This is a genomic window from Nocardioides sp. AN3 (assembly GCF_054653495.1).
Genome location: NZ_BAAIGC010000022.1, coordinates 62,586 through 87,907, shown reverse-complemented (window position 1 = coordinate 87,907; position 25,322 = coordinate 62,586). Strand labels below are relative to the sequence as shown.

The window sequence follows — 25,322 nt, the reverse complement described above, 5'->3', positions numbered from 1 at the left end:
GCGTTCTTGCCCGGCAGCATCAACGGGGCGGACTTGATCCGCGCTGAGAGCTTGAGGAAGGCCACGATCGAGCCGGTGAAGGTGACCGCGCCGATGAAGATGCCGATGAAGACCTCGGCGTGGTGGATGCGCAGCAGGCTGTCGGTGGCGAAGAGCCGCAGGCCGGGGTGGTCCTTGACCTGCCGCTCGACCTCCAGGTAGCCGTTCCAGCCCACCAGCACGGCAGCCAGGCCGACGAAGGAGTGCAGCAGCGCGATCAGCTCGGGCATCCCGGTCATCTCCACGATCCGGGCCCGCCACAGCCCGATCGAGGCACCGATGACCACCGCGACGATGAGCAGCACGATGCTGGTGGCACCGCCGGCGTTGATCGCATCCCCCGTGGCCAGGTCCACGACCAGGGCGAAGGTGGCGATCAGCGCGATGGTCATCCCGGCGATGCCGAACATGACCCCGCGGCGGGCGGTCTCGTGCTTGGAGAGTCCGGCGAGGGAGAGGATGAACAGCAGCGCGGCGACGATGTAGGCCGCGGTCGCGATCGAAGAAGCAGACATCGGATCAGTTCCCCTTGCTGGCGGGTTCACGATGGAACATGGCGAGCATGCGTCGGGTCACGGCGAAGCCGCCGAAGACGTTGATGGAGGCCAACAGCGTCGCGATGAACGCCAGGGTCCGGACGGCGGTGTCGTCGGTGGCCAGCTGCAGGAAAGCGCCGACCACGATGATCCCCGAGATCGCGTTCGTCACGCTCATCAACGGGGTGTGCAGGGCGTGGTGGACATGCCCGATCACGTAGTAGCCCACCACCACGGCGAGCACGAGGACGGTGAAGTGCTGCGGGATCGGCGCGGGGGCGGTCGCGTTGACCAAGAACAGCACCAGCAGCCCCACCGCGGTCAGGCCCAGCTTCGTGGCCGGCGACATCGTCTTCTTCGGCGCAGGCTCGGCCTTCTCCGCCGCTGCGGCGGGAGCCGGTGCGGCCGAGACCTGGACCGGCGGCGGGGGCCACAGCTTCTCCCCATCGCGGGTCACGGTCACACCCCGCTGCACGACGTCCTCGAAGTCGAGGACGACTTTGCCGTCCTTGCCCGGGGTGAGCAGCTTCATCAGGTTGACCAGGTTGGTGCCGTACAGCTGGGAGGCCTGGGTGGGCAGCCGGCCGGCCAGGTCGGTGTAGCCCAGGATCGTCACGCCGTTGGCGGTCACCACCTTCTGGTCCGCCACCGAGCCCTCGACGTTGCCGCCTTGGGCAGCCGCCATGTCCACGATCACCGAGCCGGGCTTCATCGAGGCCACATCCGCGGCGGTGATCAACCGCGGCGCCGGACGCCCCGGGATCAGCGCGGTGGTGATGATGATGTCGACGTCGGCGGCCTGCTCGGAGTAGATCTCCGCCGCGCGGGCGTCGTAGGCCTCCGAAGTCGCCGAGGCATAGCCCGTGCCGGACTGCTCCACCTCGACGTCGACGGGCAGATACTCACCACCCAGCGACTTGACCTGGTCGGCCACCTCGGGCCGGGGGTCGGTCGCCCGCACGATCGCGCCCAGCGACGAGGCCGACCCGATCGCCGCCAACCCCGCCACACCCGCACCGGCGATCAGCACCTTCGCCGGCGGCACCTTCCCCGCGGCGGTGACCTGGCCGGTGAAGAACCGGCCGAACTCGTGCGCGGCCTCGATCACCGCCCGATAGCCGGCGATGTTCGCCATCGACGAGAGCACATCCAGCGACTGGGCGCGCGAGATCCGCGGCACCGCATCCATCGCCAGCGCCGTCACCCCCCGCGCCGTCAACGCGTCGACCAGCTCCGGGTTCAACGCCGGCGCCAGCAGGCTCACCAAGAACGCATCCTGACGCAGCTGGGCGACCTCACCGATCGAGGGCGCGTTGACGCGGAACACCACATCGGCACCCCACGCCTCACCGATCGAGCCCAGCTCGGCACCGGCCTCGGCGTACGCCTTGTCCGAGAAGCTCGACAGCTCCCCCGCACCACGCTCGACCACCACGTCATAGCCCAGGCCGATCAACTGCTTGACCGTTGCCGGTGTCGCGGCCACGCGTGTCTCCCCCGGGCGGGTCTCGCGGGTCACTCCGATCAACATCTTGGCTCCTTCAGTCTGGGACGGACGTCCTCAGGCGGGTGGAAGCACCCTGCCAGCGATGCACCCGTGCGGGAAGGACGTCTCAGTCCGCGAGGCGGATGGGAACGTTCCAAAGAGACCCGTCTCACATCTGGCAGCGGTCAGGAGGCCACCGCGCCGACTCGCTCCAGCAGCGCCAGCTCCTCGGCACGGGTGAGGCCGGTGAGGACCGCGTCGGGCTCGACGCGGAGCCACGCGAGCGTGTCACGGACGGTGTCCGCCAACGGGCGCGTGGTGAGTCCAGCAACAAGGGAGGCACTCACGTCCCGGGCCATGAAGCCCTCGTAGCCCGGCTCACCGATCCACAGCGGCAGGGACCCGGGCCCGGCCCACGAGGCGACGCCTGCCTCGACGAGGAGGCTGGACGACACCCAGCGCAGGTCCGGCTCCGTTGCGGTGCCCTCGGCGAGCGCCTCGAAGAACGCCCGCCTCGTGATCGGCGCGGCGACGGCGTCATAGGTCCCCGTTCTGCCGGCCTCGGCGGCGTCGAGGATCCAGTCGGCGAGGTCGCGCACATCGATCAGCTGGACGGGGTCGTCCGGCATCCCCGGCGCCAGGAGCGGGCCACCGTCCTCCGCCGCAGCAGCAGCGTGGGCCGGCCAGTAGGCGAAGCGTCCTGACCGGTCGCCCGGCCCGACGACGAGTCCCGGCCTGACGACGAACGACCGTGCGCGCCCTTGCACGAGTCGTTCGCAGGCGACCTTCATCGCGCCGTACGCCTCGGGCGAGGACGACGGATCGAGGTCCTCCTCCACTGGCTCCTTCAGCGCGGAGTCAGCGGCGCCTCCGGCCATGCCCTCGTCGGCGTAGACGTTGCAGGTCGACACGAACGACCAGTGCGCGTCGGGGAAGAGCCCGACGGCTCGTCGTACGTGCGAGGGCAGCCGGGCGACGTCGACCACCGCCTCGGGCCGCAGCCCGACCAGCTCCGCCGGCGGCGCCTCGCCGCGGTCCCAGCCGATCAGGCGTACGCCGTCCGGCACGCTCCCGCTCGTGCCCCGAGCCGCGCACGTCACCTCGTGTCCCCGAGCCGCCGCGCGGGCCGCGATCTCGCGGCTCAGGAAGACGGTGCCGCCGAGGACGAGGATGCGCATGCGCCCACCTCAGCACACCCCTGACTTGGATCGATCCACCCCTGATCTTGAGACCCGCGCCACACCGCACGCTCAAGGCGCAGATCGGGATCCTCCGCTACTTCCGAGTAGTGGGCCCACAGGCGCATAGTCGCAGGGTGAAGACCGCGACAGCCTCCTCGAACTCGATCACGATGCGCCTCTACACGGCGCCGGACCACGGCGTCGTGGGCGCCGTCGCGACCGCCATCTCGGGTGCGGGCGGCGTCGTGACGGCGATCGACGTCACGGACTCCAGCCACGACCGGCTCGTCGTCGACGTCACCTGCTCGGCCGCCGACGGCGACCACGCCATCGAGCTGGAGAAGGTCGTCGCCGCAGTGCCCGGCGTGACGGTGCACAAGGTCTCCGACCGCACCTTCCTGATCCACCTCGGCGGCAAGATCGAGGTCTCCTCCAAGGTCCCGCTCAAGACGCGTGACGACATGTCGCTGGCCTACACCCCGGGGGTCGGCCGCGTCTCCCGCGCGCTCGCCGAGCACCCCGAGGACGTCTCGCGCCTGACGATCAAGGGCAACTCCGTCGCGGTGGTCACCGATGGCTCCGCCGTGCTGGGCCTGGGCAACATCGGCCCCGGCGCCGCGCTCCCGGTCATGGAGGGCAAGGCCGCGCTGTTCAAGCGGTTCGGCGGCATCAACGCCTGGCCGATCTGTCTCGACACCCAGGACACCGACGAGATCGTCCGCGCCGTGGAGCTGATCGCCCCTGGCTTCGGCGGCATCAACCTCGAGGACATCGCCGCTCCCCGCTGCTTCGAGATCGAGGCCAAGCTCCGCGAGCGTCTCGACATCCCGGTGTTCCACGACGACCAGCACGGCACCGCCATCGTGGTCCTCGCGGGCCTCACCAACGCCCTGCGCGTGGTCGGCAGGACCCTCGACGACATCAAGGTCGTCGTCTCCGGCGGCGGCGCGGCCGGCACCGCCATCGTCAAGCTGCTGCTGGCCGCCGGCGTGCCGGACGTCGTCGTCTACGACCGCAACGGCTGTCTCGTCGCCGACGACCCGGCCCTCTCCGCCGCGCACGCCGAGCTCGCCGCGGCCACCAACCCCCGCAAGGTCAGCGGCGACCTCCGCACCGCGCTGCAGGGCGCCGACGTCTTCATCGGCGTCTCGGCGCCGGGCGTCCTCGACGCCGAGTGGATCAAGGAGATGGCCGAGAAGCCGATCGTCTTCGCCATGGCCAACCCCGACCCCGAGGTCGACCCGGTCGCCGCCGCGAAGTACGCCGCCGTCGTCGCCTCCGGCCGCTCCGACTTCCCCAACCAGATCAACAACGTGCTGGCCTTCCCCGGCGTGTTCCGCGGTCTGCTCGACATCCGCGCCCACGAGGTCACGACCGACATGATGCTGCGCGCGGCCCATGCCATCGCGCTCGTCGTGAGCGACGAGGAGCTCAACCCGAGCTTCATCATCCCGTCGGTCTTCCACCACGACGTGCACACCGCCGTCGCATCGGCCATCGCCGGGCACTGAGCCGCGGACGTCATACGAGTCGGCTGCCCAAGCGACCAACCCGTATGACGTCCTGGCGTCAGCTCATCCGGTCGACGACGTACTCCGCGATCGCCAGGCTCGAGGTCGCCGCGGGCGACGGTGCGTTGCGGACGCTCGTGACGTGGTCGAGCTGGTCGATGACGAAGTCGTCCACCAGCGACCCGTCGGCGGCGAGCGCCTGGGCGCGCAGGCCCATCCCCGCACGTACGACGTCAGCCGCGCCGATCTCCGGGACATAGCGCTGCGCCGCCCTCATGTAGGCGCGCTTCGACAGCACCCCCCTCAGCTCGGTCATCCCGGTGCGCCAGTGCTGACCCGCGAAGCGCCAGAAGCCGCCCCACGCCAGGGTGTCGCCCAGGTCGCGGCCGTTGACCGACGCGCGGCCGTAGCGGTCGCGGCTGAGCGCGAGGAACGCGTTCGGTCCGACCTCGAGCGTCCCGTCCACCCGCCGGGTGAAGTGGACGCCGAGGAACGGGTAGCGCGGGTCCGGCACCGGGTAGACCATCCCGCGCACCAGCTCCTGCTTCTCGGCGGCGACGCGCATGTACTCCCCGCGGAACGGCACGATCCGCGGCGCTCTGGGGCCACCGACGAGCTCGCCGAGCCGGTCGGACTGCAGCCCGCCGCAGACCACCAGGCGATCCAGCCGCCGGCGCTCCTCACCGGCGGCGACGGCGACGCCGCCCGGCGTTCGCACCACGTCCGTCACCTCCGTGCCGAGCAGCACCTCGCCACCGGCCTGCCGGATCTCGTCGGCGAGCGCGTCGGCCACCGCGACGTAGTCCAGGATGCCCGTGGCCGGCGAGTGCAGCGCCGCGATGCCGAACGCATGGGGCTCGATCTCGGTGATCTCGGCACCCTGCACCCGCCGCAGACCCGGCACGCCGTTCTCGGTCGCGGTCTTCTCGAGAGCGTCGAACCGCTGCATCTCGCCCGGGTCCACGGCGACGACGAGCTTCCCGCACCGGCGATAGGCGATCCGGTGCTCGGCGACGTACTCCTCCAGCAGCGCGCGGCCGCGCGTGCACAGCTGCGCCTTGAGGCTGCCCGGCCGGTAGTAGATCCCGGCGTGCACGACGCCGGAGTTGTGCCCGGTCTGGTGGGCGGCGAGGCGGTCCTCCTTCTCGAAGACCACCACGCGTACGCCGGGCCGCCGCCGGATGAGCTCGCGCGCGACCGCCAGTCCGACGATGCCGCCCCCGACGACTCCCACCACCTCGTCCATGGAGTCGACGCTAGCGGCGCCGCAGGGATCGTGCCGTCGCGTCGGCACGAGATCACCAAGATCGATGCCGACCCTCCCTACGCTGAGCCTCGTGAGCGACGTCTGGTTCGGCGCGGGCCTGCTCGTCGTCTGCCTGCTGACCCTCGGACTCACCCGCTGGGCTGGCGCCGGGCTGGGCTGGCTGCCCGTCGTGGCCCTCGCCCGTGCCGCCGTGCAGCTGTCCGTCGTCGCCGCGTTGCTCCACGGCGTGCTGAACGCCCCTCTCACCGTCGGCGCGTTCATCGCCCTCATGCTGACCACCGCCTCCTGGACGGCGGGGCGGCGCACCCAGGGGCTGTGGCACGGTCGCCGCATCGCCGTGGTGGGAGTGCTCGGCGGCTCCGTGGTCGCCATCGGCGTCGTCATCGCGCTCCAGCTCGCCCAGACCGACGCCCGGCACCTCGTCGCGATCTCCGGCATCGTCATCGGCGGCACGATGAGCGCGTCGACGCTCGCCGGTCGCCGCTTCCTGCACTCCGCGGCCGCACGGCGGGACGAGGTCGAGGGCTGGCTGGCGCTCGGGGCCACCGGCCCGCAGGCGCACCTTGACATCGGACGGATCGCGGTGCGCGAGTCGGTCCTGCCCAACCTCGACCAGACGAAGTCGACCGGCCTCGTCACGCTGCCCGGCGCGTTCGTCGGTGCGCTCTTCGGTGGGGCGAGCCCGGTCGACGCGGCGCGCTTCCAGCTCGTCGTGCTCGCGGCACTGGGTCTGGCGATGACGGTCGCCGCGATCCTCGTCACACGGCTGGCCGCGCGGACGCCGTACGTCGTCGTCGGCGAGTCCTCCTGATCACGGGCTGCAAGGCCCGTGCGAGGCCGATCACACCGGGAACAAGCATTGCGCGAGCCCTTGCTATGGACTCGGCGACGGGGATCACAGCGTCCACTGCGTGAGACATCTCTCGGGGGCCGGACACCACCGCCAAGTTAGGCTTGCCTTCGCAGCTTTTGGAGGACATTTCATGCGACCCATCCGTGTGGCGGTCGTCGGTGCCGGCCCGGCCGGCATCTACGCCGCTGACATCCTGACCCGCGAGCACGAGCAGGCTCACGTCGACGTGATCGAGCGTCTGCCCGCGCCCTACGGCCTGGTGCGCTACGGCGTCGCCCCCGACCACCCGCGCATCAAGGAGATCATCAAGGCTCTGCGCCGGGTGCTCGACAACGAGCGGATCCGCTTCTTCGGCAACGTCGACTACGGCACCGACCTCAAGCTCGACGACCTCAAGCGCTACTACGACGCGGTGATCTTCTCGACCGGCGCGATGGCCGACCGCGCGCTCGACATCCCGGGCATCGACCTGCCGCAGAGCTACGGCGCCGCCGACTTCGTGTCGTGGTACGCCGGTCACCCCGATGTCCCGCGCGACTGGCCGCTCGAGGCGGAGTCGGTCGCCGTGCTCGGCGCCGGCAACGTCGCGCTCGACGTCGCCCGCATGCTCGCCAAGCCCGCCGACGAGCAGTTGACCACCGAGATCGCGGACAACGTCTACGAGGGGCTCAAGGCCAACAAGGCCAAGGAGGTCCACGTCTTCGCCCGCCGCGGCCCGGCGCACATCAAGTTCTCGCCGATGGAGCTGCGCGAGCTCTCCCACTCCCCCTCGGTCGACGTGTTCGTCACCGAGGAGGGCTTCGAGATCGACGACGCCGGTCAGGCCGCGATCTCGGCGCACAAGGGAACGAAGCTGGTCGTGGACACGCTGCTGAAGTACCTCGAGGCCGAGCCGACCGGTGCGCCACACCAGATCCACATCCACATGATGCAGAACCCCGTCGAGATCCTCGGCGAGGACGGTCGCGTCGTGGCGATCCGCACCGAGCGCACCGAGTACAACGGCGACGGCTCCGTGCACGGCACCGGCGAGTTCGTCGAGATTCCGGTCCAGGCCGTCTACCGCGCGGTCGGCTACCTCTCGACGGCGCTTCCCGACGTGCCGTTCGACGACGCCGCCGGCGTGATCCCCAACGAGGGTGGCCGCGTCGTCGAGGACGGGGAGCAGGTCCCCGGGATCTACGTCACCGGCTGGATCAAGCGCGGTCCGGTGGGGCTCATCGGGCACACCAAGTCCGACGCCAAGGAGACCATCGAACACCTGCTCGCCGACGTCGAGTCCGGCCTCGCCTCAGCCGAGGTCCCCGACCCCGACGCGATCGTCGAGCACCTCGAGGACCGCGGCGTCGAGTTCACCACCGAGGCCGGCTGGGCGCTCCTGGACGCCCACGAGCTGGCCCTCGGCGAGGCCGCCGGCCGCGAGCGCATCAAGGTCGTGCCCCGCGAGGAGATGATCCGGGTCTCGCAAGCCTGAATGGCGCTCGCTCCGCTCGCGCGGCCGAGGCGCTCGTGACCCTCGCCTTCCTCCGCTGCGCTCGGTCGTTCCTCCCTCGCTTCGCTGCGTCCAGGCGAGGGCGCGCCTCGGCGCCATCAGGGTGCCGGTGTGGACGCCTCCCGGGCGGGTACTGGACGGGGTCGCCCCTGGGGCGAGGAGGAGGTGCCGAGGTGTTCGGGTCCCGTGATGTGCCATGCGAGCGCTGCGGCGAGTCCGTGGATCGCAACGCGCCCGAGCGACACCTGTGCTCGCAGGATCGCCAGGTAGACCTCCAGATGTGGGGACTGCGTCAGGAGATCGCTGCCTTCGAGGAGAGGTTCCGGACCTACGTCGACAGCCGGCACGGTCAGTTCGACGTCTGGCTCGCAGTGCGCCTCCTGCGAGGGGCGCCGCAGGCGCGCACCGAGAGCGAGAGCTGACAGACGACTCAGCCTGCGGCGAAGGCGACGTACGCGTCGATCTCCCGCAGGATTCGTTGCTTGACGTCGTCGGGCGCGAAGGAGACCTCGACCGACGTCCGGGCGAGGTCGGCGATGCCGTCGCGGTCGAGGTCGAGGAGCTCGGCGGCGATCTCGTACTCCCGGTTGAGCGTCGTGTTGAACATCGGCGGGTCGTCGGAGGCGATCGCCACCGGCACGCCGGCCTCGACGAAGGTGCGCAGCGGGTGCTCCTCGAGCGTCGCGACGGCACGAGTCGCGACGTTGGAGGACGGGCAGACCTCGAGCGCGATGCCGGCGGCCGCGAGGTGCTCGAGCAACGTGAAGTCCTGCGCGGCCGAGGTGCCGTGGCCGATCCGCTCGGCCTGCAGAAGGCGTACGGCGTCCCAGACCGTCTCGGGACCGGAGGTCTCGCCGCTGTGGGGGACGGAGTGCAGGCCGGCGGCGACCGCGGCTTCGAAGTGCGGCTGGAACTGCGACCGGGGCACGCCGACCTCCGGACCCCCGAGGCCGAAGCCGACGAGCGCCTGCGGCGCGTGGTCGAGCGCGTAGCTCAGCGTCGCGTCGGCCGCAGGTAGCCCGGACTCCCCTGGGATGTCGTAGATCCACCGCAAGACGAGCCCGAAGTCGCGCTCGGCCGCGGTGCGCGCATCCTCGATCGCCTCGGTGTAGGCCTCGATCCCGATGCCGCGGATCACGGAGGTGTAGGGCGTGCACGTCAGCTCGGCGTACCGCAGGGACTGGGCCTCCGCCATGTCGCGGGCGATCTCGTAGGTCAGGTAGCGGAGGTCGTCAGCCGTGCGGACCAGGTCGACGACGGACAGGTAGACCTCGATGAAGTGCGCGAAGTCGCGGAACTCGAAGTAGGCCCGGAGCTCCTCGAGGTCGGTCGGGACCGCGCTGCGCCCGTCACCCGGCGCGGCGTGACGCGACGCGAGCTCGGCCACGATGCGCGGCGAGACCGACCCGATGTGGTGGACGTGGAGCTCGGCCTTGGGCAGGCCCTGGATGAAGTCACGCACGCTCGGATCGTGCCACCGGGGCCGAGGTGGCTGCACATCGTCGGGTGGGCCTCCGGCTGTTCGTCGAGGTAGGCACGCAGTCGCCGCGCTTCTGTGCCGGCAGGCAGCGGTGAGTGGTCAACCGGTGAGCTGACCGCTCCGGTTGATGACTCACCGCCACTCCCCACCCGGCGCCGCTCACGCCGCCTTGCACGCGACCGCGTCCACCGGGTCGGCATCGGGGGCCACCGGCGCGACCATGAGGCGGTCGCCTCGCGCCAGCCTCAGTTGGACGAGCAGTCCGAGGAGCGCGGTGACCAGCACGACCGCGGCGTACCCCTCCAGCGTCGGCAGCAGGCCGATCCGCGTGGCCAGCTGGCCGGCGATGATGGCGGGGACGCCGAAGGAGAGGTACGCCGCGGTGTAGACACCCGCGAACACCCCGGCACGCTGCTGCGGCTCGACGTGAGGGCCGAGCAGACGCAGATGCCCGGCGAACGAGGCGCCCATCCCTGCCCCGCCGATGATCGCGCCGAGCCACAGGAGCGCGAGGGACTCGCCGGGGACGCCGACCAGGATCACGCTCATGCCGAGGAGGACCAGTCCGACACCGCCGACGGTGGTCCGGCGAGCACTCACCCGGCCGAAGGCGAGCGTGGCGACCGCGGCCGGGACGGGTCCGAGGAAGGCGGTGAAGCCGGCGACGAGGCCGCCGTCCAACCCGAACTGCACTCGCAGCACGGCCGGCGAGAGGCCCATGAAGAAGGCGGCGAGCATCCAGCCCGGCACGTGCACGGGCAGGCCGCCGAGGAACTCACGGCGCGCACGGGCGGGGACCGTGATGCGGGGGTCGAGCGAGCGGAGCGCGCCTGGTCGGGTGGAGCTCGTCTCCCCGGTGGCGAGGACCACCGTGAAACCGACGACCATGACCACCGCCAAGACGCCGAAGACCAGCCCGTTGGGGTCGGAGGTGTACTGGACCGCCGCGCCGGTCAGCAGCGCCCCGACGCCCAGGCCAGCCGTGGCGGCCGTCCCCGCGAAGCTCGAGCCGAGCGACTTCAGGTGCGCGGGCGCGTGCTCGACGATGGCGGCACTGAAGGCGCTCGCGCCGAGGCCGGTCGCCACGCCCTGCACGACGCGCGCCACGATGACCCAGGTGATGTCGGGTGCGGCCAGGAACACCACCATCGCGGCGAGCTCGCCGACGAGCGCACCCAGCAGCACCGGGCGGCGCCCGAGGTGGTCGGACAGAGAGCCGCCGACGAGCACGGCGACGAGCAGGGCCAGTGCGTAGACGGCGAACGCGAGAGTCAGGGTGCCGGCTGAGAATCCCCACTCCTGCTGGCGGAGCGCGAGCAACGGCGTGGGCGCTCCCGCGGCGAGGAAGAACGCGGCGAAGACGGCGGCCACACCCGCGAACGCGGCAGTGGGCGGCAGGGTGCGGGACATCGGATCTCCTTAGACAGGTCTGTCTAGTCGAGACTCGATCTTAGACAGATCTGTTCAAAGTGCGCAAGGTTTTTTGGACAGATCTGTCTGATACGGTGGATGACGTGACGACCAAGCGCCTTCCCGCTCGCGAGCGGCTCCTCGAGGCCGCCGATCGGCTCTTCTATGCCGAGGGCGTCCACACGGTCGGGATCGACCGGATCATCGAGGAGGCGGGGGTCGCGAAGGGCTCGCTCTTCTACAACTTCTCCGGCAAGGACGAGCTCGTGGCGGCGTACCTCTCCGGGCGCGACGAGCGTCGCCGCGCGCGCATCGCCCGCCACTGCGAGGGCCTCGAGGACCCCGTCGAGAAGCTGCTGGCCGTCTTCGACGCCCTGCAGGAGGCGGTGAGCGAGCCGGGATACAACGGCTGTGCGTTCTCCAACGCCAGCGCCGAGGCCCCGCCCGACAGCGTCGAGGCCGTCGCGCTGCGCACGTTCCGCGGCTGGCTCGCCGACCTGTTCGTCTCGCTGGCGACCGAGGCGCGCTTCGCCGATCCGACCGCCGTGGCCGACCGGCTGTGGGTGCTCTACGACGGCGCCGTCGCCAACGCCCGGCTCGACCACCACCCCGCCGCGGTCGGCGTCGCGAAGGAGATGGCCGAGCTGGTGCTGACGTCGGCTCCGCGCGTGGTGGGGTAGTTCGGGACGTTTCCGACCGTTACCGGCCAGTAGACCGTGGTAAACGTCCCGAACTACCCCGGCCAGAGCGCTCAGCGGTCCTGCAGCACCCCGAGCACGTTGCCGTCCGGGTCGGTGAAGGTCGCCACGAGGCGACCGCCGCCGACGTCGCGCGGGGTGTCCTTGACGACACCGCCGGCCGCCTCGACCTCGGCGAGCTTCGCCGCGATGTCGGACACGTGCCAGTAGGCCACCGGGCCGGCCATGCCCTGCTCCGCGCCGCCGGGCACGAGCCCGATGTGCTGCCCGGCCACGTCGTAGCCGACGTAGTAGGGCGCGTCGGCGGTCGGCTCGGCGCCCAACAGGGCGGTGTAGACGGCCTTCGCCGCCGCCAGGTCGGTCACCGGGTGCAGCACGGTCTTGATTCCCTCGGTCATGTCAGTCCTCCAGTCGCTCGGGTGGTCCTTCACCTCCTCTGACGACACGGCGTCCGACAATGTGACAGGGCCTGCTGGAGGAGGCGCCCATGATGGAGGCATGGCGATCGTGCCGATGGACCCCTCACACTGGCCCGAGGTCTGGCGCATCTATGCGGCCGGGATCGCGACCGGCGACGCCACCTTCGAGACGGAGCCACCGAGCTGGGAGCGGTTCGACGCGGGCAGGCTTCCCGACCACCGCTGGGTGGCCGTGGACGCCGGCCCGACCACCGGCCCCACGACCGGCCCGGCGACCGTCCCGACAACCGGCCGCGTGATCGGCTGGGTGGCGGCCTCGCCGATCTCGGACCGCTGCGCCTACGCCGGCGTCGTCGAGCACTCGGTCTACGTCGACCCGGCTGCCCGTGGCCGCGGCACCGGCCGCGCGCTCCTCGACGCGCTCATCGCCTCGACGGAGGCCGCCGGGATCTGGACCATCCAGTCCGGCATCTTCCCCGAGAATGCCGCCAGCCTCGCGCTGCACCGCTCCGCCGGGTTCCGGGTGGTCGGCACCCGCGAGCGGGTCGGGCGCATGTCGCTCGGGGCGTACGCCGGCCGCTGGCGCGATGTCGTCCTCGTCGAGCGGCGCAGCAGCGTCGCAGGGGTCGAGGGGCCGGTCGGCACAATGAGCCGGTGAGCACCGAGCCGGATCCCGTCCGCACCCTCGTCCCGGTCCCGCCGGAGGAGCGTCCGCGTCGGAGCCGGCGTACGGTTCGCGTCCTGGTCGTCGACGACCGTGACCGGCTGCTCCTCTTCTCCGACTCCGATCCGGGCCTGCCCGGCACGCGGTGGTGGATCACTCCCGGCGGCGGCATCGACCCGGGCGAGAGCGAGCTCGACGCCGGCGTCCGGGAGCTCGAGGAGGAGACCGGCCTCGCCGTGGCGCCCGAGCAGCTGCTCGGGCCGGTCCTCACCCGGCGGGTGGTCCATGGCTACACCGACGTGGTGATCGACCAGACCGATGTCTTCTACGCCTGCTGGGTCGACGGCTTCGACGTCTCCGACGCCGGGCACACCGCCGAGGAGCGGATCACGATGACATCCCACCGGTGGTGGGGCCGGGACGAGCTGGCCTCCACCGGCGAGGAGATCTGGCCGGCGGTGATCCTGGACATCTGGACCGAGGCAGAGGCGCGCCGCCGGTCGCCGGAGAGTGCCGCGCGTCCCCCTGTTGACGGTGGGGAGGTCGAGGAGTCCACCGTGCCGGCGTGACCGACCTAGTCCGTTGGGCCGCCGACCAGGCGGTCGCCACCCTCCGACCCATGTGCCGTCCGGTGCCCGCCGCCGAGGGATCCCACGCGCCGCCGCCGGTCGTCGCCCCCGCGGCCAAAGCCCGTAGGAGCGCGTCGACCGTCGGGCCGACCGCGCTCGGCTGAGGTTCGTCGCTCGTCAGGCCACGGCTGAGGTTCGAGAGGAGTCCCTCGCGGAGGAGCCCGGCCTCGAGGTCTGGTCGGCCGCCTGCGCGTCCGCCCGCGAGTCGGCCTGAGCGCTCGCCTGGGCGTCGGTCTGGTCGAGGGTCAGCGCAGGGGCGGCGAGGGCGGCGCGTAGCCGGCGCTGCGACGCTGTGACGAGAGCGAGCGCGAGCACCATCGCGGCGACCGTCACCGCGAACGCAGCTGTGTGGCCCCGCGCATCGGCGAGCCGTCCGGCGACTGAGGAGCCGACGGCGTACCCGAGGCCCGTGGCGCTGGCCAGCACCGTCATCGCGGTGGCGACGCGACCGGGGACCACGACGCGCTCGGCGATTGTGAAGACACCGATCATGAAGGGCGCCACGGCACAGCCGAGGACGGCGACGACGGGCACCAAGGTGCCGAGGCGGTCGACCAGCAGAAGCGGCAGTGAGAGCAGGAGCAGCGCGGCCGCGGCAGCGAGGACCCGGCGCTCGAGACCGATCCGCTGCGGGATGAGCACGGTGGCAAACCCGGCGAGCGCGCTCCCGAGGCCCAGGGTCGCGTGGATGAGACCGGCGACGCCCGGGTGTCCGGCAACGGTGGCCAGCACGGTGGTGCCGGTCTGCGTCGCGCCGAACAGCATGCCGATCAGCACCTGGGCGAGAACGAGGGCGGCCAGCACCGGGGTGAGGAGCCGCCCGGGGTGGTCGCCCTGATCGTTGCGCCGACCGGTCCGCGCGGTCGGATGGAGGGCGAACCATGCGCCGAACGCGACGAGCAGGGCAGCCGCGAACAGCAGTGCGCCGCCTGGAGAGACCACCACGGCCCCGAGCCCGATGAGAGCGGGACCGAGGGCGAAGGACGCCTCGTCGGCGGCGCCCTCGTAGGAGAACGCGATGTCGACGAACCGACCCTGGTGGGCGCCGGCCCGGGCGGCGATCGGACGCCAGCGCACCCGCGCGAGCGGGCCGACCTGCGGCATGGTGAGCCCGGCCAGCGCCGCCACTGCGACCACCGCCGAGTCCGCTGCCCCTGCCTGCACGGCCGCGACGAGGGCGGTCAGGGCCGCGCCACCGACCAGCGACTGGAGGAGGACGACGTGGCGCTGCCCCAGCCGGTCCGCGACGGCCCCGGCGAACGGCGCGCCGATCGCGTTGGCGACCGCGAGCGCGCCCGCGCTGAGCCCGCCCAGTCCATAGCTGCCGGTCGCCTGTGAGACCAGCAGGAGCGTGCCGAGCTGGCTCATCGCCAGCGGGAGGCGGGCGAGGAACGCGATGACGACGTACGTCGGTCCAGCGAGCTCGAAGAGTCGTCGATAGGTCGCGAGAGGTGACACGGAGGGGCCTTTCGGGTGCGTCGGAACGACGCGCCGAACCCACCTCCAAGACGCGTGAGACCCTCTACTGCCTCCATCGTACGGCGGCTCGGCGTCGGCCCCCTATTCGCGGCGGCTAGCGGTCCTGGTCCTTGCCCGTCTCCTCGAGGAGTCGCTCGGCCACGACGCGGAGCTTCACGTTGGTGTCCTGGGACAGCCGGGTCAAGAACCCGAAGGCTCGTGCCTCGTTGAGGCCGAAGCGCTCCATGGTGACGCCGACCGCCTGGCCGATCACCTGGCGCGTCTTGACCGCCTCCTGCAGCTGGCCGATCTCGCGGGCGTAGGCCAAGGCCGTCGCCGCATGATGCACGAACAGCTCGTGCAGCGTGCCGAGGTCCTCGAAGGACCCCTCGTGGACGGAGTACAGGTTCAACGCGCCGTTCGCGGTCGGAGTGTCGAACAATCGCAGGCCAGCCTGAGCCAGGATGCCCGCCCGGACGGCGACGGGGGCATACCGCGGGAAGCGTACGTCGTCTGCGAGATGAGGCGAGAGCACGTGAACCGTCTCGGTGGCGCTCTCGTAGCAGGGGCCCTCCTGGAGCTGGTACTGCGCCGCGTCGAGCTTGATGATCGCTTCGTCGGTCGGTGCGGCGGTCTCCAGATGACCAGAGGCGTGCTTCACCGTGATGCTGGCGTAGTCGACCTCCGGCAGAACCTCGACCGCGGCCCGGGTGATCCGCTCCAACGTCGCGTCTAGATCGCCCGGGCGCAGCGCCTGCGACAGCTGCCGCGCCGCGTCGAGCACCTCGGCATCACGAGTCATGGCTACCCCGTTACCCGTCTGGACTGGGGACCAGACAACCACAGCGGTGCCGTGCCGTCGACGGTCCGTCTCTGGCTCTCATCGCGGCACTGTCAGATCACTACCGCAATCGGAAGGCGTCTGACAGTGAACCTGGACGGCCTGGTTGACAGCGAGACCGCTGCACGCCTTCTGGGCGTCTCAGCACGCCGAGTGGCCCAGTTGACTGAGACCGGCGACATCACGAAGGCGACTCGAGGCCGCAGACATCGCTGCTGAGAACTCCACCTCGGACAGCGCCGGAGTCGCCTGAACTCGAGCTGCTGATGCGTCGGCCGCCGCGCTGAACTCTCCCAGCGCGGCCGCCGACGTCTCAATGTCTACCGATTCAGTGTTCTTGAGGAGAAAGTTCGATCGCCTCATCTTCGCTGCATCTCGACAGCTGTTGCCGATCAGTGCGCCATGTCGACGAACCGGCTGTAGTGACCCTGGAACGCGACGACGATGTCCCGTGTCGGGCCGTTTCGGTGCTTGGCGACGATGACGTCCGCCTCGCCCGGCCGGGTCGACTCCTTCTCGTAGACGTCGTCGCGGTGCAGCAGGATGACCATGTCGGCGTCCTGCTCCAGACTGTTGTGAAGTGCGATTCCGTTCGCGATGAAGTTGTGCAGCCCCAGAACCGTGGCGTCGTAGACCGGCTGCTCGCCTAACGACTCGACCGAGACGATGCTGTCCCAGTACACGTCGTTCGTGGCGAGGACCTCCAACTCCGCGTTGCCGAGCACCGTCGCAACCTTGGCCATCCGCTCGCGGCTGGGGGCGCGCTTCCACATCGTCGATCCACAGAACTGAGTGCCCATCGCGGCGGCGAACTCGCGATGGGTCATGCCCTGCTCGGCGAGGATTCCGCGGACGTCCTTCCATACCGCGACGGGCACGGTGTCGAGGTTGGTGCTCGGACGCACGTCCCGGAGCTGCGCGGCAAGTTGACGCGCCTTGTCACCCCGAAGGCCGTGAACGCCGATCTCGTCCAAGAAGCGGAGCTGGTTCTCTGCCCCGAAGACGTACAGGTGCCAACTATCGCGGTAGCCCGCCTTCTTCACCCGCTTGATGCGACTGAAGACGTTGTAGCGCAGCAGGAGCTGCGCGATGCCGTCGACGAGCCGGCGGCTCGTCGAGGCGTAGTACAGACGTCCCAGCCGGTTCTTCTCGTCGTAGCCGACAGAGCCGTCCGTCGCCCAGATGTGGCGGAGGAACAGACCGACCTGAGCCTTCGGCAGGCCGAACACCCAGTCAGGCACGAACTTCTCGTGGGAGCGCAGCCCGAAGAGACCATCGGCGTCGAGCCACGCCGCGATCGGGTTTCGCTTGCCGTGCGTGAGCCGGAAGGGCGCGGGCAGTCGAAGCGTGGTCACCCGCGCCGCTGCATACTCATCGCGCTTGGGCACGATGCCGAAGCGCCGCGACGCCGCCTCTGCCACGGCGGTCAGGTTCGCCTCGTCGATGCTCGCGTAGCGGATCGGCTGGCGCTTGACGAACGATCCGTCGCCGAGCAGGTGAGCGAGCAGAACGATCTCATCCTCGTCGCGCGGCGTCTCCAGGAGCGGTGGGGGCACGTGCCGGACGGCACCGACCCGGCTTCCGACGGTCAGCTCACCGAGCGGCATCCAGCCGTCGTAGGTCAGGAACGGGTGGTTGGACGTTGCCTGCACCCTGCGTCCCGACGCCAAGGTGACCTCGTAGACCTCTTTGGTGTCGGACGAGAACGCGTGGGTGAGGGTGCGCGGCACCAGCTTGAGCCGGTCGTCGAGCGCCCACACGGGTACGTCGGTCGCGCCGGTCTCCATCAGCTCGCCGAGCGTGATCCCGGCGTTGGTGTCGGCGCGTAGGAGTCGGGTGTCCGCAGTGAGGCAGCCCGACTCACGAAGGTCGGACACCATCGGTCGCTTATCGGATCGTTGCTCGGACCCACGGTTGAGCTGCGAGAGCGCGATGACGGGGACGTCGAGCTCCTTCGCGAGGAGCTTGATCTGACGCGAGAACTCCGAGACCTCGAGCTGACGCGACTCGACCTTCTTGCCCGAGCTCATCAGCTGGAGGTAGTCGAGCACGATCAGCTTGAGGTCGTGCTTCTGCTTGAGCCGCCGGGCCTTGGAGCGGATCTCCATCATCGTCAGGTTGGGCGAGTCGTCGATGAACATCGGCGCTGAGGAGACCTCGCCCATCTTGCGGGCGAGCTTGTTCCAGTCGTCGTCGGTCATGTTGCCGTTGCGGATGTGGTTGAGGGGCACCTTCGCCTCGGCGCTGAGCAGGCGCATGGTGATCTCGGCGCGCCCCATCTCCAGGCTGAAGAACACGCTGGTCAGGTTGTTGGCGATCGACGCGGCGCGGCAGAAGTCCAGTGCGAGGGTCGAGTTGTGCGTCGGGATGCCGGTGGGTCCCGCCAGGTAGAGATGCTCGTCGTTGTCCACCTGCACGCATCGCACCGGGACGCTCGGCACGGGCCGGACAGCCGCGATCTTCACCAGGTAGCCGTCGGGCGTCTCGATGGTGTGGAGCGCGGTGATGGTCCGAGCGAGCTCCTCGGTGGTCCTGATGGCGCAACTGGTCTCAACTGGCGCCTCAGACGGCGCCGGATCTGCCGATTGAGACCAGTTCCCGGAGCCAGCGCCGGCCAGCGCCGTCGTACGCCACTGGTGCTGCCCGTCCGCGACGATCACGGACCCGTCGGAGAAGTGCACCTCGTAGCAGGGCCGATCCGTCATCACCTCGGTGGCGGCGACCACCCGGGTGGGGCGCCCGTGGGCGTCGTACAACAGGTCTCCGACGCTGACCGCACCCATCGTCGTCCAGCCGGTCGGCGTCGGAAGGGGGGTGTCGAGCGCGAGCGCCTTGCCCATGGCGGGACGCGCGGCGACGATGATCATCTGGCCGCCGTGGAAGCCGTTGGTCAGCTCGTCGAGGTCGGCGAAGCCCGTCGGGATGCCGTAGATCCCCGCCTCGCGGTTCGAGATCGCCTCGATCTCGTCGAGGACGCCGCCCATGATGTCGCTCAGCGGCGCGTAGTCCTCGCTGGCGCGCTTCTCCGTGAGCTTGAAGACCTCGGCCTGGGCCTCGTCGACGATGTCGTCCACGTCGCCCTCGCCGGCATAGCCGATCTGCACGATCTTGGTGCCGGCCTCGACGAGGCGGCGCAGGGTCGCCTTCTCCTTGACGATCTCGGCGTAGAAGGCGGCGTTGGAGGCGATCGGGACGTTGGCCGCGAGCGTGTGGAGGTACGGCGCGCCGCCGATCTTCTGCAGCTCGCCACGCCGCTGCAGCTCCGCGGCCACGGTGACCATGTCGACCGGCTCGTTGCGGCCGTAGAGGTCGATGGCGACATCGAAGATCGTCTCGTGCGCCGGCCGGTAGAAGTCCGCGCCGCGGATCGACTCTGTGACGTCGGCGATGGCGTCCTTGGAGATCAGCATCGCGCCGAGCACGGACTGCTCGGCGGCCATGTCCTGGGGCGGCGTCCTGTCGACGGGCGAGGAGCCGCGGGACTCCCCCGGCTCGTAGGCCGCGGGCCCGTCGCCCCAGTCGTCGAAAGGCGGCTCGTCGACGCCGCGGGGGTCGGACTCGGTCACGCTCACTGCTCGCTCCTTGCACCATTCGTGACGGCTCGACCCACTGCTCCGCACGCTAGTCGTGACCCACCGACAATCCGTGCACGCAGCCCGCGACACCCTGCGGGCGGATGTGCGGACGAGCCACGGTAGGTCGCCTCGCACCCGCCAGGAAATCGCCTTGTCCACAGGGGGGTGTGAATAACTGACCAAACCCCGTGGACGACACGCGGTGGCGTGTGCACTGCCTGGGGAGGGACCTGTGGAGCAGTTGCCCCTGTTTGGCAAAATGCGGGCACTGACCTGCAGAGACAGTTTTCTGAGCCTGTGAGCCGGAAATAGTTCGGCCGTGACCCAGTTCACTTTCCGGTCATGTGCCGTCTTCGCGCCCGTATGTCGACAAAGTGGTCAGGACCGTCCCGGGACCATAGTTATCCCCCGGTTTTCCACCGATCCGAAGACGCCCCCTATCGTGCTCTGCTATGGACCGGACGCACGACCGTGAGATCGTGCGGTTGGCGGTCCCGGCCTTCCTCGCGCTGGTCGCGGAGCCGCTGTTCCTCCTGGCCGACTCGGCCATCGTCGGTCACCTCGGCACCGCGTCACTGGCAGGCCTGGGCATCGCCGGGGCCGTGCTGCAGTCGATCGTCGGGATCTGTGTCTTCCTCGCCTACGGCACCACCGCCAGCGTTGCGCGCCGGGTCGGATCCGGCGACCTGCCGGGCGCGATCGCGCAGGGCATCGACGGGCTCTGGCTGGCGGTCGTGATCGGCGTCGTGGTGACGGTCCCCTCCCTGCTGTGCGCTCGTCCGCTCGCACGCGCGGTGGGCGCGCACGGGGAGGTGGTCGACCAGGCGGCGACGTACCTGCGCATCGCCGTCCTCGGCGTGACCCCGCTCCTCGTCATGCTCGCGGCGACAGGCGTGCTGCGAGGACTTCAGGACACGCGCACGCCGCTCGTGGTCGCCGTCGGCGGCAACATCCTCAACATCGTCCTCAACGTGCTCCTCGTCTATGGCATCGGCTCGTTCGACGGCTGGGGCATCGCCGGCTCCGCGACCGGGTCGGTCATCGCCCAGACCGCCTCAGCCGCCACCTTGGCCGCGGTCGTGGTGCGGGGTGCCCGCCGACTCCGCGTGCCCCTGCGGCCGGACCTCCCCGGCATCCGTCAGGCGGGGAGGGCGGGCGTCCCCCTCGTGATCCGGACGCTGACGCTGCGGGCCGCCCTGCTGGTGACGACGTACGCCGTCACCCTCGTCTCACTCTCGGAGCAGGACGCCCAGCTCGCCGCGCACCAGGTCGCCTTCACGATCTGGACGTTCCTCGCCTTCGTGCTGGATGCGATCGCCATCGCCGCTCAGGCACTGACCGGCCGGTCGCTCGGCGCCGCCGACGTGGACGGCACCCGCGCGATCACGGCACGGATGGTGTGGTGGGGCGTCGTCTCCGGTGTGGTCACCGGCGTGCTGCTCGCCGTCACGAGCCCCTTCCTCGGCGCGCTCTTCACCGACGACCAGCACGTCCGCCAGCTGCTCGTGCCGGTCCTGCTCGTCGTCGCGGTCTCCCAGCCGGTGTGCGGGGTCGTCTTCGTGCTCGACGGTGTCCTGATCGGCGCGGGCGACGGCCGCTACCTCGCCTATGGGGGCGTCCTCACCCTCCTCGTCTATGCGCCGACCGTGTTGCTGGTCCATCCCTCGCTCCTCGCCGTCTGGATGGCCTTCTCGGTGGTCTTCATGGGCGCCCGGTTCGTGGTGCTCACGACGAGGGCCCGTGGAAACGCGTGGCTGGTTGTCGGCGCTCCGGCCTAGCGTCGTGTCATGACATCCTCCAACGAAGCGAGCCACAAGGACGTGCTGCTGACCTACCTCCGCGCGGCGCGAGAGGCGGTCCTCTGGAAGACCGAGGGCCTGTCCGAGCGCGACCTGCGGCTGCCGCGGACACCGACCGGCACGAGCCTCATCGGCATCGTGAAGCACTGCCTCAACGTCGAGGCCGGCTACTTCGGGCCGACGTTCGGCCGACGGGTCCCCATGGCCGACGAGCTGATCCCCTTCTCCGCCTTCGAGACCGACCCGCAGGTGGACTGGTATGCGAGCGAGTCCGAGACCGCCGCCGGCCTGATCGACCTCTACCGGCGGGTCGGCGGCTACGTCGACGCCACGATCGAGGAGCTGCCGCTCGACTCCGTCGGCCGGGTGCCGTGGTGGCCCCCGGAGCGCGGGGAGGTCACGCTCCAGCGGATCATCGTCCACGTGACCGAGGACGTCGCGCGCCACGCCGGGCACGCCGACATCCTGCGGGAGCAGATCGACGGAGCAACGGGGCTGAACACCCGCAACAGCAACGTCCCGGACGACATCGACTGGCCGGCGTACGTCGCGAAGCTCACCGCCCTGGCCGAGCGCTACTGATCACGGCCGCCCCGCGCGGCGTCATGCGAGGTGGCTGCTCCGACCGCCAGCCCGTATGACGTCCCCCCCCGCACCGCGCGGACGTCATGCGAGGTGGCTGCTCCGACCACCAGCCCGTATGACGTCCGGACCCCCACCCGCCCCGTCCGGAGATGCCGAACGGGGCCGGTCCCGAAGGACCGACCCCGCTCGTGTGACTCGAGACGTCAGGCAGGAACGACGTTGAGGGCCACCGTGGCGCACACCTCGTCGTGGAGCCGGACCGAGACCTGGTGCGCGCCGAGGGACTTGATCGGGTTGCCGATCACGACGGTGCGCTTGTCGACCGACTCACCGGCGACGGCGGAGATCGCCTCAGCGACGTCACCGACGGTGACGGAGCCGAAGAGACGACCCTCCTTGCCGGCCCGGACCTTGAGCTGGACCGGACCGGACTCGAGCTTGGCCTTGACCTGGCCGGCGTGGTCGGCGTCGCGCAGGGCGCGGGCCGCACGAGCCGACTTGATCGCCTCGACCTGCTTCTCGGCGCCGCGGGTCCAACGGATCGCGTCGCCCCGCGGGACGAGGTAGTTGCGGGCGTAGCCGTCCTTGACCTCGACGATGTCGCCGGGGGAGCCGAGGCCGGTGACCTCCTGGGTCAGGATGATCTTGGTAGCCATGTGTCAGCTCCTCTCTCAGCGACCGGTCGAGGTGTAGGGCAGCAGGGCGACCTCACGGGCGTTCTTGACCGCGATGGCCACGTCGCGCTGGTGCTGGACGCAGTTGCCGGTCACCCGACGCGCGCGGATCTTGCCGCGGTCGGAGATGAACTTCCGGAGCAGGGCGGCGTCCTTGTAGTCGACGCCGGTCGCCTTCTCCTTGCAGAACTGGCAAACCTTCTTCTTGGGCTTGCGAATCACTGCCTTGGCCATTGTGGTGCTTCCTCTCTAGAAGCCCGGCCCCGCCTGAGGCGGGTTGAGTGCCGGAATGGTTACGGATTCGGTTGACGGGTGGTGCTGGATCAGATCGTGCTCGATCAGAACGGGGGCTCGTCGGAGCCGACGCCGGGCGCGCCCCAGGGATCGTTCGCGGGAGCAGGCTGACCGCCGCCGTACCCACCGCCGCCCGCCGGGGCGGACGGAGCAGCGGGCGTGGCCCACGGGTCGTTGGCGGGAGCCGACTGGCCGCCGGACTGCTGCCCGCCCGACTGCTGGCCGCCGAAGCCGCCACCACCCTGACGGGAGGCCCGGGTCACCTTGGCGGTGGCCCAGGTGAGCGACGGGCCGATCTCGTCGACCTGCAGCTCGTTGACGGTGCGCTTCTGGCCCTCACGGTCCTCATAGGACCGCGAGACGAGCCGGCCCTGCACGATGACGCGCGTGCCCCGGGTCAGAGACTCGGCGACGTTCTCCGCAGCCTGACGCCAGATCGAGCAACGCAGGAACAGCGTGTCGCCGTCCTCCCAGCTGTTCGTCTCACGCTTGAAGGTGCGAGGGGTCGACGCCACCGTGAAGTTGGCGACCGCAGCGCCCGACGGCGTGAAGCGGAGCTCCGGGTCGTCGGTGAGGTTGCCGATCACGGTGATGACGGTGTCGCCTGCCATGAGTACTCCCTAGCTCGTTCTGATCGGTGTCCGTGTCGGAGCACATCCTTGCGGATGGCACCGACAGAGACGTGGGTCATCCACAGCTCACTTGCTGGGGCGGATGACCTTCGTGCGCAGGATGGACTCGTTCAGCGTCAGCTGGCGGTCGAGCTCCTTGACCGTCGCGGGCTCCGCGGTCAGCGTGACCACGGCGTAGATGCCCTCGGCGTTCTTCTTGATCTCGTACGACAGGCGACGACGACCCCACACGTCCACGTTGTCGACGGTGCCACCGTCGTTGCGGACCACGTTGAGGTACTTGTCGAGCGACGGAGCGACGGTGCGCTCGTCGAGGCTCGGGTCGAGGATGACCATCACTTCATATGCACGCATAGCGATCTCCACCTCCTCTGGACTCGGCGGCCACGGTCTCTCCGTGGCAGGAGGGCTGATGCGGTGTGCCCTCTCCCAGGTCGGAGAGGGACGCGACAGGCTATCAAGAGCGCGGCGGCCGCCTGAAATCAACGCGTGGATGCGTCACCGGCACCCTCACAGGCCCAGGGACCGCGCCGTCCACCCGTTCCGGAACCGACCCTCGGGGTCGAACCGCCGGGCCAGCTCGAGGAAGTCATCGAGGCGCGGATAGAGCGGGGCGATCCTGTCGACGCCCATCGCGAAGACCTTCCCCCAGTGCGGCCGGGCGCCGAGTGGCAGCAGCACGGCCTCGAGCCGGTCGACCACCGCTCCGACGGCGGCCGGGTCGCGCCGCCAGGTGAAGTGGAGCGCGGCTGCGTCGCCGCCGTGCGCCCCTGAGAGCCACAGGTCGTCCCCGGCGATGGTGCGCACCTCGGAGACGAGCAGCTGGGGCTCGACCACGTTGCCGATCGACCGGACGGCGGCCAGCGCGTCGGGGAGGCGGTCACGGGCCACGAAGTACTCCGACTGCAGCTCCTCCCCGGCGCTCGGCGTGAACCCCGTCCGGAAGTGCGGCAGTCGCTCGTGCCACGGTCCCGGCACGCCGAGCTGCTGAGTGGTGTTCTCCACGGCCATCGACGCGATCATGTGGCGCTGCTCAGCCGCGGGGTGGGTGCCCCGGAGCGGCCGCGGTGCGCCCCGCTCCTTGAGCCAGACCTGCCCGACCTCCGCACCGGTCCACCGGGTGAAGACGGAGACCGAGTACGCCGCCGCCGTCACCTCGTCCACCCGGTCGAGGAGCGCGTCCCACGTCAGCCCCTCGAGGACCACCTGGGAGACGCCGTACGCCGGCTCGATGGCGAGCTCGACGGCCGTCACGATCCCCAGCGCGCCCAGAGCGACCACCGCCCCCGCGAAGTCGTCATCGCCGCGGCCGAGTCGACGACTGCCGCCACAGCCGTCGACGAGCTCGATCGCCGTCACGGCGGAGGCCAGAGAGCCCACACTGTTGCCGGACCCGTGGGTGCCGGTCGCCACCGCGCCCGCCACGCTGATGTGGGGCAGCGATGCCATCGCGCCCAGCGCCCAGCCCGCCTGGTGCAGGATGGTGGCCACGTCGCCGTACCGAAGGGCCGCCGGCACCCGCGCCACACGGCGCTCGGAGTCGATCTCGACCGTCCCCGGCAGCCCGGTGACGTCGACCAGCACGCCGGGCGAGTCGGCCAGGTCGGTGAAGGAGTGCCGGCTGCCGAGCGCCCGCAGCCGAGGCTCGGCGGTCACGAGGGAGGAGAGCTCGCCGAGGGAGGCCGGCCGGCGCAGCTCTCGGGCGACGTAGGCGTGCGACCCGGCCCAGGTGGTCCCGACACTCATGCCGCGACTCTAGGTGGTGTGAAGGTAAGGGTGACCCAGGAGTCACGCCCGGC

At 70.4% G+C, this 25,322-nt stretch carries 25 protein-coding genes; 10 read left to right on the top strand and 15 right to left on the bottom strand.

Features of this window, described 5'->3' with window-relative positions; translation table 11 throughout:
* The 3 genes from ACYQ1K_RS20400 to ACYQ1K_RS20390 form a co-directional block, all read right to left on the bottom strand.
* Positions 1–554: NAD(P)(+) transhydrogenase (Re/Si-specific) subunit beta (locus ACYQ1K_RS20400; protein ID WP_459985090.1), on the bottom strand; the 554-nt coding region annotated here is incomplete at its 3' end.
* Positions 555–558: 4 nt separating this feature from the next.
* Positions 559–2,106, bottom strand: coding sequence for a Re/Si-specific NAD(P)(+) transhydrogenase subunit alpha (locus tag ACYQ1K_RS20395; protein WP_459985089.1), 1,548 nt, complete (start codon positions 2,104–2,106; stop codon positions 559–561).
* Between the two features lie 140 nt (positions 2,107–2,246).
* Positions 2,247–3,239 carry an NAD-dependent epimerase/dehydratase family protein gene (locus tag ACYQ1K_RS20390; RefSeq protein ID WP_459985088.1) on the bottom strand — a complete coding sequence of 331 codons (993 nt, stop codon included), beginning with the start codon at positions 3,237–3,239 and terminating at the stop codon, positions 2,247–2,249.
* Positions 3,240–3,376: 137 nt separating this feature from the next.
* Between ACYQ1K_RS20390 and ACYQ1K_RS20385 the strand changes: the two genes are divergently transcribed.
* Positions 3,377–4,753, top strand: coding sequence for an NAD-dependent malic enzyme (locus tag ACYQ1K_RS20385; protein ID WP_459985087.1), 1,377 nt, complete (start codon positions 3,377–3,379; stop codon positions 4,751–4,753).
* 58 nt (positions 4,754–4,811) lie between these two features.
* On the opposite strand, the gene lhgO is transcribed toward ACYQ1K_RS20385, so the two are convergent.
* The gene (gene lhgO / locus ACYQ1K_RS20380) at positions 4,812–5,999 is read right to left on the bottom strand and encodes an L-2-hydroxyglutarate oxidase (protein ID WP_459985086.1); all 1,188 of its coding nucleotides are present in this window, start codon (positions 5,997–5,999) and stop codon (positions 4,812–4,814) included.
* A 91-nt stretch (positions 6,000–6,090) separates the two neighbouring features.
* Here lhgO and ACYQ1K_RS20375 point away from each other — a divergent pair, with 91 nt between their 5' ends.
* From ACYQ1K_RS20375 to ACYQ1K_RS20365, 3 genes are all read left to right on the top strand, one after another.
* Positions 6,091–6,831 (top strand): ABC transporter permease, encoded by a 741-nt coding sequence (locus ACYQ1K_RS20375; RefSeq protein WP_459985085.1) that lies wholly within the window; start codon positions 6,091–6,093, stop codon positions 6,829–6,831.
* 172 nt (positions 6,832–7,003) lie between these two features.
* Positions 7,004–8,347, top strand: coding sequence for an FAD-dependent oxidoreductase (locus tag ACYQ1K_RS20370; RefSeq protein WP_459985084.1), 1,344 nt, complete (start codon positions 7,004–7,006; stop codon positions 8,345–8,347).
* A gap of 236 nt (positions 8,348–8,583) precedes the next feature.
* Positions 8,584–8,787 (top strand): hypothetical protein, encoded by a 204-nt coding sequence (locus ACYQ1K_RS20365; RefSeq protein WP_459985083.1) that lies wholly within the window; start codon positions 8,584–8,586, stop codon positions 8,785–8,787.
* Positions 8,788–8,795: 8 nt separating this feature from the next.
* On the opposite strand, the gene ACYQ1K_RS20360 is transcribed toward ACYQ1K_RS20365, so the two are convergent.
* Positions 8,796–9,827 carry an adenosine deaminase gene (locus tag ACYQ1K_RS20360; RefSeq protein WP_459985082.1) on the bottom strand — a complete coding sequence of 344 codons (1,032 nt, stop codon included), beginning with the start codon at positions 9,825–9,827 and terminating at the stop codon, positions 8,796–8,798.
* A gap of 177 nt (positions 9,828–10,004) precedes the next feature.
* Positions 10,005–11,255, bottom strand: a complete 1,251-nt coding sequence (locus ACYQ1K_RS20355; protein WP_459985081.1) for an MFS transporter — start codon at positions 11,253–11,255, stop codon at positions 10,005–10,007.
* 104 nt (positions 11,256–11,359) lie between these two features.
* Here ACYQ1K_RS20355 and ACYQ1K_RS20350 point away from each other — a divergent pair, with 104 nt between their 5' ends.
* Complete coding sequence (locus ACYQ1K_RS20350; protein WP_459985080.1) at positions 11,360–11,935, top strand: TetR/AcrR family transcriptional regulator; 576 nt, start codon at positions 11,360–11,362, stop codon at positions 11,933–11,935.
* Between the two features lie 71 nt (positions 11,936–12,006).
* On the opposite strand, the gene ACYQ1K_RS20345 is transcribed toward ACYQ1K_RS20350, so the two are convergent.
* Entirely contained in the window at positions 12,007–12,351 is a 345-nt protein-coding gene (locus ACYQ1K_RS20345; protein WP_459985079.1) for a VOC family protein, read from the bottom strand.
* A gap of 100 nt (positions 12,352–12,451) precedes the next feature.
* Here ACYQ1K_RS20345 and ACYQ1K_RS20340 point away from each other — a divergent pair, with 100 nt between their 5' ends.
* The 3 genes from ACYQ1K_RS20340 to ACYQ1K_RS20330 are packed head-to-tail and all read left to right on the top strand — an operon-like array spanning position 12,452 to position 13,769.
* Positions 12,452–13,030: a GNAT family N-acetyltransferase gene (locus ACYQ1K_RS20340; protein WP_459985078.1), complete on the top strand. Its 579-nt coding sequence runs from the start codon at positions 12,452–12,454 to the stop codon at positions 13,028–13,030.
* Entirely contained in the window at positions 13,027–13,605 is a 579-nt protein-coding gene (locus ACYQ1K_RS20335) for an NUDIX hydrolase (protein WP_459985077.1), read from the top strand. Before ACYQ1K_RS20340 ends, ACYQ1K_RS20335 begins: the two co-directional genes overlap by 4 nt.
* Complete coding sequence (locus tag ACYQ1K_RS20330) at positions 13,602–13,769, top strand: hypothetical protein (RefSeq protein WP_459985076.1); 168 nt, start codon at positions 13,602–13,604, stop codon at positions 13,767–13,769. Before ACYQ1K_RS20335 ends, ACYQ1K_RS20330 begins: the two co-directional genes overlap by 4 nt.
* Before the next feature lie 13 nt (positions 13,770–13,782).
* Here the strand turns inward: ACYQ1K_RS20330 and ACYQ1K_RS20325 are convergent, their stop codons facing one another.
* The 3 genes from ACYQ1K_RS20325 to ACYQ1K_RS20315 form a co-directional block, all read right to left on the bottom strand.
* Complete coding sequence (locus ACYQ1K_RS20325) at positions 13,783–15,123, bottom strand: MFS transporter (RefSeq protein ID WP_459985075.1); 1,341 nt, start codon at positions 15,121–15,123, stop codon at positions 13,783–13,785.
* Positions 15,124–15,238: 115 nt separating this feature from the next.
* Positions 15,239–15,925: a GAF and ANTAR domain-containing protein gene (locus ACYQ1K_RS20320; RefSeq protein ID WP_459985074.1), complete on the bottom strand. Its 687-nt coding sequence runs from the start codon at positions 15,923–15,925 to the stop codon at positions 15,239–15,241.
* A gap of 431 nt (positions 15,926–16,356) precedes the next feature.
* Positions 16,357–19,404: a replicative DNA helicase gene (locus ACYQ1K_RS20315; RefSeq protein WP_459985094.1), complete on the bottom strand. Its 3,048-nt coding sequence runs from the start codon at positions 19,402–19,404 to the stop codon at positions 16,357–16,359.
* A gap of 587 nt (positions 19,405–19,991) precedes the next feature.
* Between ACYQ1K_RS20315 and ACYQ1K_RS20310 the strand changes: the two genes are divergently transcribed.
* Positions 19,992–21,317 carry an MATE family efflux transporter gene (locus ACYQ1K_RS20310; RefSeq protein WP_459985073.1) on the top strand — a complete coding sequence of 442 codons (1,326 nt, stop codon included), beginning with the start codon at positions 19,992–19,994 and terminating at the stop codon, positions 21,315–21,317.
* Positions 21,318–21,326: 9 nt separating this feature from the next.
* A complete protein-coding gene (locus ACYQ1K_RS20305; protein WP_459985072.1) occupies positions 21,327–21,920 on the top strand; it encodes a DinB family protein in 594 nt (197 codons plus the stop codon).
* 206 nt (positions 21,921–22,126) lie between these two features.
* On the opposite strand, the gene rplI is transcribed toward ACYQ1K_RS20305, so the two are convergent.
* The 5 genes from rplI to ACYQ1K_RS20280 all read right to left on the bottom strand — a co-directional run bounded on the left by rplI (position 22,127) and on the right by ACYQ1K_RS20280 (position 25,269).
* Positions 22,127–22,579 (bottom strand): 50S ribosomal protein L9, encoded by a 453-nt coding sequence (gene rplI / locus ACYQ1K_RS20300; protein ID WP_459985071.1) that lies wholly within the window; start codon positions 22,577–22,579, stop codon positions 22,127–22,129.
* 15 nt (positions 22,580–22,594) lie between these two features.
* Positions 22,595–22,831: a 30S ribosomal protein S18 gene (gene rpsR / locus ACYQ1K_RS20295; protein ID WP_091126719.1), complete on the bottom strand. Its 237-nt coding sequence runs from the start codon at positions 22,829–22,831 to the stop codon at positions 22,595–22,597.
* Between the two features lie 104 nt (positions 22,832–22,935).
* Positions 22,936–23,502 (bottom strand): single-stranded DNA-binding protein, encoded by a 567-nt coding sequence (locus ACYQ1K_RS20290; protein ID WP_459985070.1) that lies wholly within the window; start codon positions 23,500–23,502, stop codon positions 22,936–22,938.
* Between the two features lie 87 nt (positions 23,503–23,589).
* Complete coding sequence (rpsF, locus tag ACYQ1K_RS20285; RefSeq protein WP_459985069.1) at positions 23,590–23,877, bottom strand: 30S ribosomal protein S6; 288 nt, start codon at positions 23,875–23,877, stop codon at positions 23,590–23,592.
* A gap of 156 nt (positions 23,878–24,033) precedes the next feature.
* Positions 24,034–25,269 carry a D-arabinono-1,4-lactone oxidase gene (locus tag ACYQ1K_RS20280; protein WP_459985068.1) on the bottom strand — a complete coding sequence of 412 codons (1,236 nt, stop codon included), beginning with the start codon at positions 25,267–25,269 and terminating at the stop codon, positions 24,034–24,036.
* Positions 25,270–25,322 lie beyond the last annotated feature (53 nt).